The 16,699-nt window shown below is 44.7% G+C and carries 9 protein-coding genes and 2 rRNA genes; 9 read left to right on the top strand and 2 right to left on the bottom strand.

The annotated features are described in order from the left end of the window. Nucleotides 1–55: 55 nt before the first annotated feature. Nucleotides 56–400 carry a ribonuclease P protein component gene (gene rnpA / locus NSQ43_RS02270; protein ID WP_339252653.1) on the bottom strand — a complete coding sequence of 115 codons (345 nt, stop codon included), beginning with the start codon at nucleotides 398–400 and terminating at the stop codon, nucleotides 56–58. A 225-nt stretch (nucleotides 401–625) separates the two neighbouring features. Further along, nucleotides 626–760: a 50S ribosomal protein L34 gene (gene rpmH, locus NSQ43_RS02265; protein WP_147060480.1), complete on the bottom strand. Its 135-nt coding sequence runs from the start codon at nucleotides 758–760 to the stop codon at nucleotides 626–628. A gap of 537 nt (nucleotides 761–1,297) precedes the next feature. On the opposite strand from rpmH, the gene dnaA reads away from it, so the two are divergent. The 9 genes from dnaA (at nucleotide 1,298) to NSQ43_RS02220 (ending at nucleotide 16,635) form a co-directional block, all read left to right on the top strand. Then, nucleotides 1,298–2,647, top strand: a complete 1,350-nt coding sequence (dnaA, locus tag NSQ43_RS02260; protein ID WP_339252652.1) for a chromosomal replication initiator protein DnaA — start codon at nucleotides 1,298–1,300, stop codon at nucleotides 2,645–2,647. Nucleotides 2,648–2,819: 172 nt separating this feature from the next. Then, a complete protein-coding gene (gene dnaN, locus NSQ43_RS02255) occupies nucleotides 2,820–3,956 on the top strand; it encodes a DNA polymerase III subunit beta (protein WP_339252650.1) in 1,137 nt (378 codons plus the stop codon). 138 nt (nucleotides 3,957–4,094) lie between these two features. Further along, nucleotides 4,095–4,334, top strand: a complete 240-nt coding sequence (yaaA, locus tag NSQ43_RS02250; RefSeq protein ID WP_339252649.1) for a S4 domain-containing protein YaaA — start codon at nucleotides 4,095–4,097, stop codon at nucleotides 4,332–4,334. After that, on the top strand, nucleotides 4,324–5,454 hold the full coding sequence (gene recF / locus NSQ43_RS02245) for a DNA replication/repair protein RecF (RefSeq protein ID WP_339252648.1): 1,131 nt from the start codon (nucleotides 4,324–4,326) through the stop codon (nucleotides 5,452–5,454). The genes yaaA and recF overlap by 11 nt, the downstream gene beginning before the upstream one ends. A gap of 93 nt (nucleotides 5,455–5,547) precedes the next feature. Then, nucleotides 5,548–7,470: a DNA topoisomerase (ATP-hydrolyzing) subunit B gene (gene gyrB / locus NSQ43_RS02240; protein WP_339254748.1), complete on the top strand. Its 1,923-nt coding sequence runs from the start codon at nucleotides 5,548–5,550 to the stop codon at nucleotides 7,468–7,470. 90 nt (nucleotides 7,471–7,560) lie between these two features. Beyond that, nucleotides 7,561–10,095, top strand: a complete 2,535-nt coding sequence (gyrA, locus tag NSQ43_RS02235; protein ID WP_339252647.1) for a DNA gyrase subunit A — start codon at nucleotides 7,561–7,563, stop codon at nucleotides 10,093–10,095. Between the two features lie 127 nt (nucleotides 10,096–10,222). Further along, the gene (locus NSQ43_RS02230) at nucleotides 10,223–11,302 is read left to right on the top strand and encodes an HD-GYP domain-containing protein (protein ID WP_339252646.1); all 1,080 of its coding nucleotides are present in this window, start codon (nucleotides 10,223–10,225) and stop codon (nucleotides 11,300–11,302) included. Between the two features lie 490 nt (nucleotides 11,303–11,792). Continuing rightward, nucleotides 11,793–13,344 (top strand): 16S ribosomal RNA (locus tag NSQ43_RS02225). A gap of 357 nt (nucleotides 13,345–13,701) precedes the next feature. Beyond that, nucleotides 13,702–16,635, top strand: a 23S ribosomal RNA gene (locus NSQ43_RS02220). Together the 16S and 23S rRNA genes form the textbook arrangement of a ribosomal RNA operon. The last annotated feature ends 64 nt before the right edge of the window (nucleotides 16,636–16,699 follow it).

Here is a 16,699-nt window from a genome sequence, read left to right as displayed (position 1 = left end):
TCTATTCCATAAAATCTATTGTTGGTTTCAGTTTATCATGAACATTTATAACGTTCTACTTCTTATTGAATGCTTTGGAAATCTTCAGTACGTGTTGTAGGCTTTTTTTGGTTTCGTGGAAGTCTAAGTTGGCCGCCTGGTGTCTGGCGATAATAACATAATCCCTGTCGTTTTTCAGTTCTTCTTTCATTTCAAGGAAGGCTTGACGGATGTATCGCTTTATCCTGTTACGGGTTACTGCGTTTCCTAATTTTTTTCCGACTGAGAGGCCGATCCTGAATTCGTGTTGCTCTTCCTTTATATATGAATAGACGACGAATTGCCGATTTGCAAAGGATTTACCTTTTTTAAATACTTTTTGAAAGTCTTCGTTTTTCTTGACTCGTTGACGTTTTTTCAAGGCATTCACCACCAAAATCATTTTTATATACCGTTTCCGTTCCAGGCGGACGCTTTCCGCGGGCACGGCTTCAATCTCCTCGTCGCTTCGCTCCTGCGGGGCTTTCAGCTCGCGCTGTTCCCGCTGGAGTCGCCGCCTTCCACTTCAACTGAATATTTTCGAAAACTAATCATACTTTAAAAAATAACCAATATAGATAAAAAAAAGACCACTTCGACAGTGGTCTTATGCTGAAAGCACTTTTCTTCCTTTGCGACGACGAGCAGCGAGGATGTTACGACCGCTTTTTGAGCTCATTCTTGCACGGAAGCCGTGAACTTTACTACGTTTACGTTTATTTGGTTGGAATGTACGTTTCATTTCAAAGACACCTCCTGCATTGTCTCTTTACTTTCTGAGAGTCTTGAATAGTATATAGGGCATTTCAAACAAAGTCAATTATTTTTTAGCTGCACATACTTTTGTCAATTCTATTTCTTCATCACTTTCATTATTACTTTACACCATTCGACACGAATCGATTCGATAAAAAGTTATCCACATCGAAAAATGTAGAATGCTGACAAATATGTTCATAGAAATTTTCATCGTTTTTTTTATGCACAGGTCTTATCTACACCTTTTACACATACAAAAGCCTGTGGATAAAGTAATTCTCCACAATTGCCCCTATTGTTAATAACTCATAGAATCCCTTGTCATTCTTATAGTTTCTTGATACAATATAAAAGATTTTGCTGTTAACAAATTTAAAAGCCCATTCAATTATCCACAATTGTTGATAGGTTGTGGATAATTTTTTCAACACTTCGGGATATTTCTTATCCACACGATTGAATTCTGTGTATAATACATATTCCTGTGTTTTTTTATTTCTATGTAAAGGAGGCCCAACGAGTGGATCAGCTTGAAAAATTATGGAACGAAGTTTTGTCGAAAGTTGAAGATAAAGTTTCGCGACCAAGTTTCGAAACCTGGCTTAAATCGACAAAATTGATGACCTATGGCGATGAAAACGTGACAATTGCTGTTCCTAATTCATTTGCGAAGGACTGGTTAGAAACCCATTACGTTCATTTAATAACCGGCATCCTGTCTGAATTGACGGGCGAAGACCGACTTATCCATTTCGTAGTACCGAAAGAGATGGAAGAAAGTGATTTCAAAGTACCGAAAACAGTTGTAAAACAAGCTGAAAAAACGCCTGTCCCGTCAGCTTCTGTCATGTTGAATCCCAAATATACATTTGATACATTCGTTATCGGATCAGGAAACCGATTTGCGCACGCTGCCTCGTTAGCTGTGGCTGAAGCCCCTGCTAAGTCATATAACCCCCTCTTCATCTATGGCGGCGTAGGGCTTGGGAAGACCCATCTAATGCATGCAATTGGGCATTATATTATGGAACAAGACCCTTCCGCTAAGGTCGTTTATTTGTCTTCAGAGAAGTTTACGAATGAATTCATCAATTCCATCATGAATAATAAAGCTGGTGATTTTAGAAACCAGTATCGGAATGCAGATGTTCTTCTAATTGATGATATTCAATTCATCGCGGGAAAAGAACAGACACAAGAGGAATTTTTCCATACGTTTAATACGTTACATGAGGCGGCAAAACAGATTATCATTTCGAGTGACCGCCCACCTAAAGAAATCCCTACATTGGAAGATCGCCTAAGATCGCGGTTTGAATGGGGATTGATCACTGATATTGCACCACCGGATTTGGAAACTCGAATTGCAATTTTACGTAAAAAAGCAAAGGCTGATGGACTACTTGATATTTCGGATGAAGTGATGCTTTATATCGCCAATCAAATCGATACAAACATAAGGGAATTGGAAGGTGCACTGATTCGGGTTGTCGCCTATTCATCCCTTGTCAATATGGACATCACGACCGATCTTGCTGCTGAGGCTTTGAAGGATATCATTCCTAATTCTCGTCCGAGTACAGTTAGCATTTTAGACATTCAAAAAACAGTCGGAGAACATTTCAATATCCGGCTCGAAGACTTTTCTGCTAAAAAAAGGACAAGAGCCATCGCATTCCCACGTCAAATCGCGATGTATCTTTCACGTGAATTGACGGATTCTTCGCTGCCTAAAATTGGATCGGAATTTGGTGGTCGAGACCACTCAACCGTCATCCATGCACATGAGAAGATTGCTAAGCAATTGAAAGATGATAAAAATCTGCAACAAGATATTCAAGATATAAAAACGATTTTAGGCCGAGGATGAAGAATTCACATGTGAATAACATTTGAATTACGGTACAAACTGTGCACAGGTTATAAACATGTGTCTATCTTTCTAACATATAGGTTTTTAGGGCTTATCAACATTTCCACAGCCCCTATTACTATTACTATCTTTATTACTTAACTAATTAATATATAAGCGAGGGTGCAAAATGAAATTTGAAATTATGAGAGATTGGCTGCTTGAAGGTTTAAATGACGTCATGAAAGCAATCAGTCAAAAAGTGACGAATCCCATTTTGACCGGCGTTAAAATCGACGTAACTGAAAAAGGTTTAACGATGACTGGTAGTGATTCGGATATTACGATTTGCACATTTATCCCGATTGAAGAAGATGGAGAACAAATCATTCGTGTAATTGAATTAGGTTCCATCATCCTTCAGGCTAAAGTTTTCAGCGAAATCGTTAGAAAACTACCGACAAATGATGTTACGATTGAAATTGAGAATGGAATGCAGACTCATATCAAATCCGGTAAATCGGAGTTTCACCTGATAGGATCCAATTCTGATGACTACCCTGTACTACCGAATGTGAAAGATGAATACCGTTTCTCTTTACCGGCTGATTTGATGAAATCGCTTATTAAAGAAACTGTATTTGCGGTATCTCAACAGGAAACTCGGCCGATTCTTACGGGTGTTCACTGGGAAACGGTGAATGAAAAGCTTGTTTGTGTCGCTACAGACAGCCACCGACTTGCAAGAAGAGAAATTACGCCGGAAGTCATGCCTGAAAGCCCATTTAGTGTCGTCATTCCAGGGAAAAGTCTTCAAGAGTTGAATAAAGTACTTCCGGACAACTCAGATATTGTTGAAATTGTTATTGCAGACCAGCAAGTCCTTTTCAAGTCCAGAAATGTTCTTTTTTACTCAAGGCTTCTTGAAGGGAATTATCCGGATACATCGAGGTTAATACCATCTGAATACAAAACAACAGTTACAGTGAATGGTCGCCAGTTATTACAAGCAATCGATCGTGCATCTTTGCTTGCTCGTGAAGAGCGGAATAACATTGTACGTTTTTTTGCTGATGAAGGAAAAATGCTTGAAGTTTCATCAAATTCACCTGAAATAGGTAAGGTTGAAGAATTGATCGAAGCTATTGATGTAACAGGAGAAGATTTAAAAATCTCCTTTAGTGCGAAGTACATGATGGATGCATTGAAAGCCATTGATGGACAGGATATTGCCATTCATTTCACTGGTGCAATGAGACCATTCATTTTAAAATCAATTGACAGCGATGCAATCCTTCAATTGATTTTACCTGTCAGGACATTTTAATTTTTATCCACATGTTGATATTTATAGCTTTCATAGCGACGAAAAGAAGGGTAGTCAGTTTTTTGGCTATCCTTTTTACTTATAGCGAAAAGTTCGGTAAAATAGAGAGACAGACTAATTTGAGAAGGATTGAAGTGGATGGAAGTCATGCAAATTGATACGGAGTTTGTTACATTAGGCCAATTGTTGAAAATGACCAATGCAATCAGCTCTGGTGGAATGGCCAAATGGTTTTTGGAAGAACATGCAGTTTACGTGAACGGAGAAGAAGAACGACGTAGGGGCAAGAAACTCTACGATGGTGATGTCGTTAATATTCCAAATGCAGGAAGGTTCAAAATATCCTCATCTGTGAATGGTCAATCGGATGTTCATTGAACGCCTATCTCTGACAGATTATCGGAATTATGCTTCCCTTGAATTGTCCTTTTCCCCTCAAATCAACGTTTTAATCGGTGAAAATGCACAAGGCAAGACGAATATCATGGAAGCGATATATGTTTTGTCCATGGCAAAATCACATCGAACATCAAATGATCGTGAACTTATACGTTGGGAACAAGAGTATGGTAAAATAGAAGGGGACATACAGCGTAAGTATGGACGTCTCCCACTTGAATTGACGATTTCAAAAAAAGGCAAGAAGGCTCGAGTTAACCATTTGGAACAGAACCGCCTAAGCCTTTATATCGGTCAACTCAATGTTGTCATGTTTGCTCCGGAGGACTTGAATCTTGTAAAAGGAAGCCCACAGGTCCGAAGAAGATTTTTAGATATGGAAATCGGACAAATATCCCCGGTCTATCTTCATGATCTGCTGACCTTCCAAAAGATATTAAAGCAACGGAATGCAATACTTAAAGAGAATCGTGGAAAAATGGATTTCTCGAACGTCATGTTCGATATTTATACAGAACAATATGTCCAAGTGGCCGTACAAATTATTCGAAAACGATATTATTTTGTTGAATTACTTCAAAAATGGGCTGAACCTATCCATAAAGGAATTTCCCGAGGACTTGAACAGCTTAAAGTAACTTATGGGACATTAAAAGAGTTCGATTCTGGGCAGACTGTCGAACAGATGGAAGAAATACTCATTAGAAAACTGCAAGAAGTGAGACGTCGAGAATTGGAACGTGGAATGACACTGGTTGGACCACACCGTGACGATCTCCATTTTTTTGTGAATGGATACGATATCCAGACATATGGATCGCAAGGGCAGCAGCGCACGACGGCATTGTCACTAAAACTTGCTGAAATTGACCTCGTCAAACAGGAAGTCGGTGAAACACCGGTTCTGTTATTGGACGATGTCCTGTCTGAGCTTGATGACTATCGTCAATCCCATCTGTTGAATACCATGCAAGGGCAAGTCCAGACGTTCGTGACTACGACGAACATTGCTGGACTCGATCATGAAACGATTCGAAAAGCCGAATTGTATGAAGTATCGGCAGGTAGTGTTTCAGATAAGGGAAACCAATTGAATTGACAACCTGTCAATCTCGTTTCCAAAGGAAAGTAAAGAATTGTTTGAAGATGCTTAACGATTGATGTTCGGAAAGGAAAGGTGAACATTTTGGCGATGGAAGAAAAAGAATTGCAAACAGCCTATGATGCGAATCAGATTCAAGTCCTTGAAGGTCTGGAGGCAGTTCGTAAACGTCCGGGCATGTATATCGGTACAACAAGTTCACGTGGTCTCCACCATCTTGTATGGGAAATTGTCGATAATAGTATCGATGAGGCTTTGGCTGGCTATTGTGATCATATTGAAGTGACAATTGAAAAGGATAATTGGATTCGCGTGGATGATAACGGACGGGGTATCCCTGTCGGCATTCAAGAGTCAACAGGTAGGCCTGCTGTAGAAGTCATCATGACAGTTCTCCACGCTGGCGGTAAGTTCGGCGGCGGAGGCTATAAAGTATCAGGTGGTTTGCATGGGGTTGGGGCATCTGTTGTGAATGCACTCTCCGAAGCAACCGAAGTATACGTTAAACTTGATGGGAAAGTCCATTTCATCAGATTTGAGCGCGGGGGTCTTGTGCGAGAGCTTGAAGTTATAGGTGAAACCGACGAAACCGGTACATCTACTCGATTTAAAGCGGATCCTGAAATTTTTAAGGAAACGACTGAATATGAATACGATATTTTGGCTCACCGTATTCGTGAGCTTGCTTATTTGAATAGAGGCCTGCGCATAACGATTTCGGATGAGCGGGGAGAAGAGAAACGTAGCGATACGTTCTACTACGAGGGCGGTATTAAATCGTATGTTGAACATCTAAATCAAAACAAAGAACCGGTCCATGAAGAACCGATTTTCATAGAGGGCGAGAAAGATGGAATCTCAATTGAAATTGCCATGCAATATAATGGCGGCTTTGCAGAAAATCTATTATCATTCGCCAACAATATCAACACCTATGAAGGCGGTACGCATGAATCAGGCTTCAAGACAGCATTAACACGTGTTGTAAATGATTATGCAAGGAAGAATGGGATGTTGAAGGAGTCTGACCCGAATTTATCGGGAGAAGATGTCCGTGAAGGATTGACGGCAATCATTTCAGTCAAACACCCAGATCCGCAGTTTGAAGGTCAAACGAAAACGAAATTAGGGAATTCAGAGGTCAGTACGATTACAAATGCCCTGTTTTCCGAAGGCTTCCAACGATTCTTATTGGAAAATCCAAATACAGCTCGTTTAATCATCGATAAAAGCCTTATGGCTGCACGGGCAAGAATTGCTGCAAAAAATGCGAGGGAATTGACAAGACGTAAATCAGCATTGGAAGTATCCAGTCTTCCTGGTAAGCTTGCAGACTGTTCTTCACGTGATCCGGCGATTAGTGAATTGTATATCGTTGAGGGTGACTCGGCGGGTGGTTCGGCGAAAAGCGGACGCGATCGTCATTTCCAAGCAATTTTGCCATTACGCGGTAAAATACTGAACGTCGAAAAAGCCAGATTGGATCGTATTTTAGGAAATGCTGAAATTCGTACGATGATTACAGCCCTTGGTACTGGCATTGGCGACGAATTCAATCTTTCGAAAGCACGTTATCATAAAATTGTCATCATGACAGATGCCGACGTCGATGGAGCGCATATTAGAACATTATTATTAACATTCTTCTTCCGTTTCATGCGTCCTCTAATTGAGGCAGGATATGTGTATATCGCTCAACCGCCGCTATACAGGGTCAAACAAGGGAAACATGAGGAATACTGTTTTGATGAAGTAGCATTGCAAGAAATACTCGAACGTCTTCCGGCATCTCCTAAGCCAGTCATCACTCGCTATAAAGGTCTTGGTGAAATGGATGCCACTCAATTATGGGAGACGACAATGGATCCGGATCAGCGGACTTTACTTCAAGTTCATCTTGATGATGCATTTGATGCGGACGCAACGTTTGAACAATTGATGGGCGACGAAGTTGAACCAAGACGTAGATTCATCGAGGAAAATGCGATGTATGTTAAGAATTTGGATACTTGATAAAATACACTTTGCCCTGGAAGTGAGGGGCTTTGTTCAGTTCACAGGTTGTTCAGTAAAAGGCGCCTGAGTTGAAAGGAGTTTGACATAATGGCAGATATGCCTAAACGTGGTGTTCAAGGAATCAACATCAGTACAGAGATGAGAACGTCCTTTCTTGACTATGCAATGAGCGTTATCGTCTCTAGGGCATTGCCGGATGTACGGGATGGACTAAAGCCTGTTCACCGCCGAATCCTTTATGCAATGCAAGACCTTGGAAATACTGCGGATAAACCACATAAGAAATCAGCCCGTATTGTCGGCGACGTTATCGGTAAATACCACCCTCATGGTGATAGTGCCGTCTATGACACGATGGTAAGGATGGCTCAGGATTTCAACTACCGCTATATGCTTGTCGATGGTCACGGGAACTTTGGTTCCGTAGATGGTGATTCGGCGGCAGCGATGCGTTATACAGAATCCAGAATGTCACGCATAGCAATGGAATTACTCCGGGACATCAATAAGGACACAATTGACTACCAAGATAACTATGACGGACAGGAGAAGGAGCCGATAGTACTTCCGAGCCGTTTTCCGAATTTACTCGTTAACGGTACGTCTGGGATTGCGGTAGGTATGGCAACCAATATCCCCCCTCACAACTTAGGCGAGACGATTGATGGTGTACTTGCTATGGCAGACAATCCGGCAATTACGACTGAGGAATTGATGGAAATCATTCCTGGTCCTGATTTTCCTACCGGGGGTATAATCCTTGGAAGAAGCGGAATCAGAAGAGCGTATGAAACTGGACGCGGATCTATTGTCATCCGCGGTAAGGTCGAAATCGAACAGCAGTCAAACGGCAAGGAAACAATTATTGTTACGGAGTTACCTTACCAAGTCAACAAGGCTCGCCTTGTTGAAAAGATTGCTGAACTTGTCCGTGATAAGCGTATAGATGGTATTACCCATTTGGCGGATGAATCCGATAGAACGGGAATGCGTATCGTCATTGAAGTGCGCAGGGATGCTAATGCACATGTATTACTTAATAATTTATACAAACATACAGCCCTCCAATCGAGCTTCGGTATTAATATGTTGGCGTTAGTTGATGGACAGCCGAAAATATTATCACTGAAAGAAATACTGTATCACTATTTAGAACATCAAAAGGTTGTAATTACAAGAAGAACTCAATATGAGTTAAGAAAAGCTGAAGACCGGGCACACATATTGGAAGGTCTACGAATTGCTCTTGATCATATCGATGAAATTATCGCATTGATCCGTGGTTCTAAAACTACGGAGGAAGCTAAAACAGGCTTGATGGAGCGTTTTAATTTAACGGAACGCCAATCACAGGCAATCCTTGATATGCGCCTCCAACGCTTGACTGGTTTGGAACGTGATAAAATTGAGAACGAGTACCAAGAGCTCCTTGTTTTAATAGCTGAATTACGTGCAATTCTTGCAGATGAACAAAAAGTTGTAGAAATCATCCGTGAGGAACTGCTTGAAGTGAAACAGCGTTTTGCGGATGATCGCAGAACTGATATCACGTCTGGCGGAGCCGAGATGCTTGAGGATGAAGATTTGATCCCTGTGGAGAACTCCGTATTGACGTTGACGCATAATGGCTATATTAAGCGTCTTCCAGCAAGCACCTATAGAAGCCAACGCCGTGGGGGTAGGGGTATTCAAGGAATGGGTACAAATGATGATGACTTTGTCGAGCATTTGTTGAACACATCTACACATGATACAATCCTATTCTTTACGAGTAGGGGTAGAGTATTCCGTAAAAAAGGATATGAGGTACCTGAGTATAGCCGTACGGCAAAAGGTCTACCGATTATCAATCTTTTAGATTTCGATAAGGATGAAAAAGTGACGGCAATGATTCCGGTCGAAAAGTTTGAGGCGGAGAAATACTTATTCTTTGCTACCCGTGAAGGAATTGTGAAGCGTACTTCCGTTGCTGATTTTGCCAATATCCGCTCCAATGGTTTGATAGCTTTGACATTACGTGGCGACGACGAATTGATTGGCGTAAAAATGACGAATGGCAATCAGAACATTGCAATCGGTACACGGGACGGAATGCTCATCAAGTTCAGCGAGCAAGATATCCGTTCAATGGGACGTGTTGCAAGTGGCGTACGAGGAATCCGTTTACGCGAAGGCGATATCGCAGTAGGCATGGATACTGTTGCTGAAGGTGATGAAATTCTTGTAGTCACGGAAAAAGGCTTTGGAAAGCGTACTCCTGAAGAAGAGTATCGAATCCAATCCCGTGGCGGTTATGGTTTGAAGACTTTGAATGTCACTGATAGAAATGGACCACTTGTGGCGATGAAAACAGTTGACGGCACTGAAGACCTGATGTTGATCACTATTCATGGCATCCTTATCCGAATGGATATTGAGGATATTTCTTCTATTGGCAGAAGCACGCAAGGTGTTCGTCTAATCCGATTAGGCGAGGATGAGCTTGTTGCAACGGTTGCTAAAGTAGAGAAAGAGCAAGAAGAAGAACATGAAGAAGAACATGAAGAAACTAACGAAGAGGTTGAAGAGTTAGCTGATTCCGTGGAAGACAATGAAACAACAGAACCAAATGAGGAAGATTAAAATAGATTGAATGTAAAGGTTATTGAAATGACTTGAGTCATTTCAATAACTTTTTTTGTCGTCTAATTCTGTGAATTTTAGTATAATAGTCTAATAGAAGATAATCGTAAGGCGGTGAGACTTAAGTATGGAATCGATAAAAGGTGTAAGCGAACTGCAAGTTGGATCTTTACTGAAGGAAGATGTATATTGCAAGACAAAATATCCAATCATGCGAAAAGGAACGGAGCTTACACTTGAACATATAGAAGTGCTCCAAGTGTTTGGCGTGAAACAGGTCAAAGTGGAGGAGAATTTAAACAAGAGTGATGAAACAAACTCTGATGCATTGGTAGACACAGATAATACTTCAGATAACCAATATTGGCTAAAGAACCCTTACGACAAAGCAGTTCAGGATTTTAAAAGGGAATTCAATAATTGGCGATCTGGGCAACTTCCTCAGGTGGCAAAGATTCGATCATTCATCATACCGTTATTGGAGAAGTTCATAGCACAAAAAACAATGTTAACGATGATAAATGATTTTTCAACCCCAGAAGAATACCTATACCATCATCCAATCGCTATGGGAATCCTTTCAGCAGCTATCGGCCAGAAAATGGGTTACGAAAAGGGCGATATCATTCAACTTGGCTTAGCCGGAACTTTAGCCGATTGCGGCATGGCAAAAATTGCACCTTCAATAATAGAAAAGACAGCATCCCTTTCCCAAGAGGAATTCAATGAAGTTAAGAAACATACTCTATTCAGCGTAAAGATGATTCAAACCTCGCCTCTCATTAGGCAGGATATGAAACTGGCAATTCTTCAGCATCATGAGCGTCTTGACGGAAGCGGCTACCCAAGAGGAGAAAAAATGGAGACTATTTTAGTGTTCTCTCAGATCCTCGCTGTAGCAGATGTTTTTCACGCGATGACATCAGATAGATTATATAAACCTAAACTTTCGCCGTTTAAAGTGATCGAGATGATTAAAGAAGACGAGTTTGGCAAGTTTGATATTAAAGTGGTGGATGCACTTCAAAACCTCGTCGGAAACCTTTCTATAGGAACACGGGTGAAGTTAAACAACGGTGAACTTGGCGAGGTCATGTTCTTACATCGTGATACTCCATTAAGACCAATGATAAAGAAAGACTCGGATGGTCTCGTTATTGATCTCTCAACAAATCGTGACTTGGTGATTGAATCAATTTTGGAATGATGATAGATTAGCCGATGTATAGATAACACGGCTAATCTATTTTAAATATAAAAAGTGTTGCAATCAAAAAGACAAGATGTTATAGTAAATAACGTTGCACTTCCGGTAACTAAATAATCACTTCGAAAGAGCTTAATACTTTTCGAGAAAAGTTATTGACATCGAAATTGCAACGTGGTATTATATAAGAGTTGCTTCTAACGGAGCGACAAACAAATGAACCTTGAAAACTGAACAGCAAAACGTCAACAAATAAAGTTCTGAAGCCGACCCCGTCGGTAAAAAGAACAAACGAATCTTAGGATTCAAAATTGACATCATAAAAATGATGCCAGCAAGAAACTCGAGCTATTCGAATTTCTCGTGTCTGGTGGTCGAGGCGTGGTGCAGTGCTAGGAGATGAGGGAGAGAGGGAAGGAGCGTACTTCAGTACGTGACTGACTGATCGACCGAAATCGACAACGCAATGCGCCGTGCATCGGCCGCCAGATTTATGGAGAGTTTGATCCTGGCTCAGGACGAACGCTGGCGGCGTGCCTAATACATGCAAGTCGAGCGGATTGAAGGGAGCTTGCTCCCTGATATTAGCGGCGGACGGGTGAGTAACACGTGGGCAACCTGCCCTGCAGATGGGGATAACTCCGGGAAACCGGGGCTAATACCGAATAATCGGTTCTTCCGCATGGAAGAACTCTGAAAGACGGTTTCGGCTGTCACTGCAGGATGGGCCCGCGGCGCATTAGCTAGTTGGTGGGGTAACGGCCTACCAAGGCGACGATGCGTAGCCGACCTGAGAGGGTGATCGGCCACACTGGGACTGAGACACGGCCCAGACTCCTACGGGAGGCAGCAGTAGGGAATCTTCCACAATGGACGAAAGTCTGATGGAGCAACGCCGCGTGAGCGAAGAAGGTTTTCGGATCGTAAAGCTCTGTTGCGAGGGAAGAACAAGTACGGGAGTAACTGCCCGTACCTTGACGGTACCTCGTTAGAAAGCCACGGCTAACTACGTGCCAGCAGCCGCGGTAATACGTAGGTGGCAAGCGTTGTCCGGAATTATTGGGCGTAAAGCGCGCGCAGACGGTCCTTTAAGTCTGATGTGAAAGCCCACGGCTCAACCGTGGAGGGTCATTGGAAACTGGAGGACTTGAGTACAGAAGAGGAAAGTGGAATTCCACGTGTAGCGGTGAAATGCGTAGAGATGTGGAGGAACACCAGTGGCGAAGGCGACTTTCTGGTCTGTAACTGACGTTGAGGCGCGAAAGCGTGGGGAGCAAACAGGATTAGATACCCTGGTAGTCCACGCCGTAAACGATGAGTGCTAAGTGTTAGGGGGTTTCCGCCCCTTAGTGCTGCAGCTAACGCATTAAGCACTCCGCCTGGGGAGTACGGCCGCAAGGCTGAAACTCAAAGGAATTGACGGGGACCCGCACAAGCGGTGGAGCATGTGGTTTAATTCGAAGCAACGCGAAGAACCTTACCAGGTCTTGACATCCCGCTGACCGGCATGGAGACATGTCTTTCCCTTCGGGGACAGCGGTGACAGGTGGTGCATGGTTGTCGTCAGCTCGTGTCGTGAGATGTTGGGTTAAGTCCCGCAACGAGCGCAACCCTTGATCTTAGTTGCCAGCATTCAGTTGGGCACTCTAAGGTGACTGCCGGTGACAAACCGGAGGAAGGTGGGGATGACGTCAAATCATCATGCCCCTTATGACCTGGGCTACACACGTGCTACAATGGACGATACAAAGGGCTGCGAACCCGCGAGGGGGAGCCAATCCCATAAAATCGTTCCCAGTTCGGATTGCAGGCTGCAACTCGCCTGCATGAAGCCGGAATCGCTAGTAATCGTGGATCAGCATGCCACGGTGAATACGTTCCCGGGTCTTGTACACACCGCCCGTCACACCACGAGAGTTTGTAACACCCGAAGTCGGTGGGGTAACCCTTACGGGAGCCAGCCGCCGAAGGTGGGACAGATGATTGGGGTGAAGTCGTAACAAGGTAGCCGTATCGGAAGGTGCGGCTGGATCACCTCCTTTCTAAGGATAATTACGGAATATGAACCTCCGGTTCATACGTTGACGTTTTGCGTTCAGTTTTGAAGGTTCATCTTCTATGATGATTCTTCGAAACTTGTTCTTTGAAAACTGGATAAAACGACATTGAAGCAACAAAACATCAAGTAATCAACCGAGTCGATCACTTTTGTGATTGAACAATACTTTTTTAACGAGTTAGTATGTATATATCGCTATATACTACTACTCACCCGAGGGTTTCGAGAAGCAAGCAGGACGAGGAAGCGACCGAACGAGGACCGGAGCGTGCTTAGGCACGTGAGGACCGGAGTGAAGAAGCTGACGAAGTGATGCGCAGCTTATCGAAAGCCGTATGAAGGTTAAGTTAGAAAGGGCGCACGGCGGATGCCTTGGCACTAGGAGCCTATGAAGGACGGCACTAACACCGATATGCTTCGGGGAGCTGTAAGTAAGCATTGATCCGAAGATTTCCGAATGGGGAAACCCACTGCCCGTAATGGGGCAGTACGTTCACGTGAATACATAGCGTGAACGAGGCACACCCGGAGAACTGAAACATCTAAGTATCCGGAGGAAGAGAAAGAAAAATCGATTCCCTAAGTAGCGGCGAGCGAAACGGGAAGAGCCCAAACCAGGAAGCTTGCTTCCTGGGGTTGTAGGACACTCTATACGGAGTTACAAAGGGATGGATTAGACGAAGCGACCTGGAAAGGTCCGCCATAGCGGGTAAAAGCCCCGTAGTCGAAAGTCCATCCCCTCCAGAGTGGATCCTGAGTACGGCGGAACACGTGAAATTCCGTCGGAATCCGGGAGGACCATCTCCCAAGGCTAAATACTCCCTAGTGACCGATAGTGAACCAGTACCGTGAGGGAAAGGTGAAAAGCACCCCGGAAGGGGAGTGAAAGAGAACCTGAAACCGTGTGCCTACAAGTTGTCAGAGCCCGTTAATGGGTGATGGCGTGCCTTTTGTAGAATGAACCGGCGAGTTACGATTCCATGCAAGGTTAAGCAGAGAATGCGGAGCCGCAGCGAAAGCGAGTCTGAATAGGGCGAATGAGTATGGGGTCGTAGACCCGAAACCAGGTGATCTACCCATGTCCAGGGTGAAGGTAAGGTAACACTTACTGGAGGCCCGAACCCACGTACGTTGAAAAGTGCGGGGATGAGGTGTGGGTAGCGGTGAAATTCCAATCGAACCTGGAGATAGCTGGTTCTCTCCGAAATAGCTTTAGGGCTAGCCTCAAACGAAAGAATCTCGGAGGTAGAGCACTGTTTGGACTAGGGGCCCATCCCGGGTTACCGAATTCAGACAAACTCCGAATGCCGATGATTTATGTTTGGGAGTCAGACTGCGGGTGATAAGATCCGTAGTCGAGAGGGAAACAGCCCAGACCGCCAGTTAAGGTCCCCAAGTATCCGTTAAGTGGAAAAGGATGTGGCGCTGCCCAGACAACCAGGATGTTGGCTTAGAAGCAGCCACCATTTAAAGAGTGCGTAATAGCTCACTGGTCGAGTGGCGCTGCGCCGAAAATGTACCGGGGCTAAACGGATCACCGAAACTGCGGATTGACACCTTTGGTGTCAGTGGTAGGAGAGCGTTCCAAGGGCGTCGAAGCCAGATCGTAAGGACTGGTGGAGCGCTTGGAAGTGAGAATGCCGGTATGAGTAGCGAAAGAAGGGTGAGAATCCCTTCCACCGAATGCCTAAGGTTTCCTGAGGAAGGCTCGTCCGCTCAGGGTTAGTCGGGACCTAAGTCGAGGCCGAAAGGCGTAGACGATGGAGAACAGGTTGATATTCCTGTACCACCTCCCCGCCGTTATCAGCAATGGGGGGACGCAGAAGGATAGGGTGAGCGCGCTGTTGGTCATGCGCGTCTAAGCAGTGAGGTGTGGAACGAGGCAAATCCCGTTCCTATAACATTGAGCTGTGACGGCAAGGGGAATTTTCCCCGGAGTCCCTGATTTCACACTGCCAAGAAAAGCCTCTAGCGAGGCGGGAGGTGCCCGTACCGCAAACCGACACAGGTAGGCGAGGAGAGAATCCTAAGGTGATCGAGAGAACTCTCGTTAAGGAACTCGGCAAAATGACCCCGTAACTTCGGGAGAAGGGGTGCTCTGGTAGGGTGTTAAAGCCCGAGAGAGCCGCAGTGAATAGGCCCAGGCGACTGTTTAGCAAAAACACAGGTCTCTGCAAAACCGTAAGGTGACGTATAGGGGCTGACGCCTGCCCGGTGCTGGAAGGTTAAGAGGAGAGGTCAGCGCAAGCGAAGCTTTGAATTGAAGCCCCAGTAAACGGCGGCCGTAACTATAACGGTCCTAAGGTAGCGAAATTCCTTGTCGGGTAAGTTCCGACCCGCACGAAAGGCGTAACGATCTGGGCACTGTCTCAACGAGAGACTCGGTGAAATTATAATATGCGTGAAGATGCGCATTACCCGCGACAGGACGGAAAGACCCCGTGGAGCTTTACTGTAGCCTGATATTGAATTCCGGTGCAGCCTGTACAGGATAGGTAGGAGCCTTGGAATCCGGAGCGCCAGCTTCGGAGGAGGCAATGGTGGGATACTACCCTGGCTGTATTGGACTTCTAACCCTTGCCCGTGATCCGGGCAGGAGACAGTGTCAGGTGGGCAGTTTGACTGGGGCGGTCGCCTCCTAAAGTGTAACGGAGGCGCCCAAAGGTTCCCTCAGAATGGTTGGACATCATTCGTAGAGTGCAAAGGCATAAGGGAGCTTGACTGCGAGACCTACAAGTCGAGCAGGGTCGAAAGACGGGCTTAGTGATCCGGTGGTTCCGCATGGAAGGGCCATCGCTCAACGGATAAAAGCTACCCCGGGGATAACAGGCTTATCTCCCCCAAGAGTCCACATCGACGGGGAGGTTTGGCACCTCGATGTCGGCTCATCGCATCCTGGGGCTGTAGTCGGTCCCAAGGGTTGGGCTGTTCGCCCATTAAAGCGGTACGCGAGCTGGGTTCAGAACGTCGTGAGACAGTTCGGTCCCTATCCGTCGCGGGCGCAGGAAATTTGAGAGGAGCTGTCCTTAGTACGAGAGGACCGGGATGGACACACCGCTGGTGTACCAGTTGTCTTGCCAAAGGCATCGCTGGGTAGCTATGTGTGGACGGGATAAATGCTGAAAGCATCTAAGCATGAAGCCCCCCTCAAGATGAGATTTCCCATTACATTTGTAAGTAAGATCCCTCAAAGATGATGAGGTGGATAGGTCCGGGGTGGAAGCGTGGCGACACGTGCAGCTGACGGATACTAATCGATCGAGGACTTAACCTTAAAGTTATGAAGTACGGTTGAACTTGAAGTCGCAACAATGTCTCTTTTATCCGGTTTTGAACGA

Source organism: Sporosarcina sp. FSL W8-0480, assembly GCF_037963765.1.
Lineage (GTDB): Bacteria > Bacillota > Bacilli > Bacillales_A > Planococcaceae > Sporosarcina.
The sequence above is the reverse complement of the archived record's forward strand: the minus strand, read 5'-3'. Positions and strand labels throughout refer to the sequence as shown.

What these genes read in the sequence shown, in the direction of transcription:
- gyrA (WP_339252647.1), top strand. Translation starts at nt 7,561, where the DNA reads ATGGCAGATATGCCTAAACGTGGTGTTCAAGGAATCAACATCAGTACA.
- dnaN (WP_339252650.1), top strand. Translation starts at nt 2,820, where the DNA reads ATGAAATTTGAAATTATGAGAGATTGGCTGCTTGAAGGTTTAAATGAC.
- yaaA (WP_339252649.1), top strand. Translation starts at nt 4,095, where the DNA reads ATGGAAGTCATGCAAATTGATACGGAGTTTGTTACATTAGGCCAATTG.
- recF (WP_339252648.1), top strand. Translation starts at nt 4,324, where the DNA reads ATGTTCATTGAACGCCTATCTCTGACAGATTATCGGAATTATGCTTCC.
- NSQ43_RS02230 (WP_339252646.1), top strand. Translation starts at nt 10,223, where the DNA reads ATGGAATCGATAAAAGGTGTAAGCGAACTGCAAGTTGGATCTTTACTG.
- gyrB (WP_339254748.1), top strand. Translation starts at nt 5,548, where the DNA reads ATGGAAGAAAAAGAATTGCAAACAGCCTATGATGCGAATCAGATTCAA.
- rpmH (WP_147060480.1), bottom strand. Translation starts at nt 760, where the DNA reads ATGAAACGTACATTCCAACCAAATAAACGTAAACGTAGTAAAGTTCAC.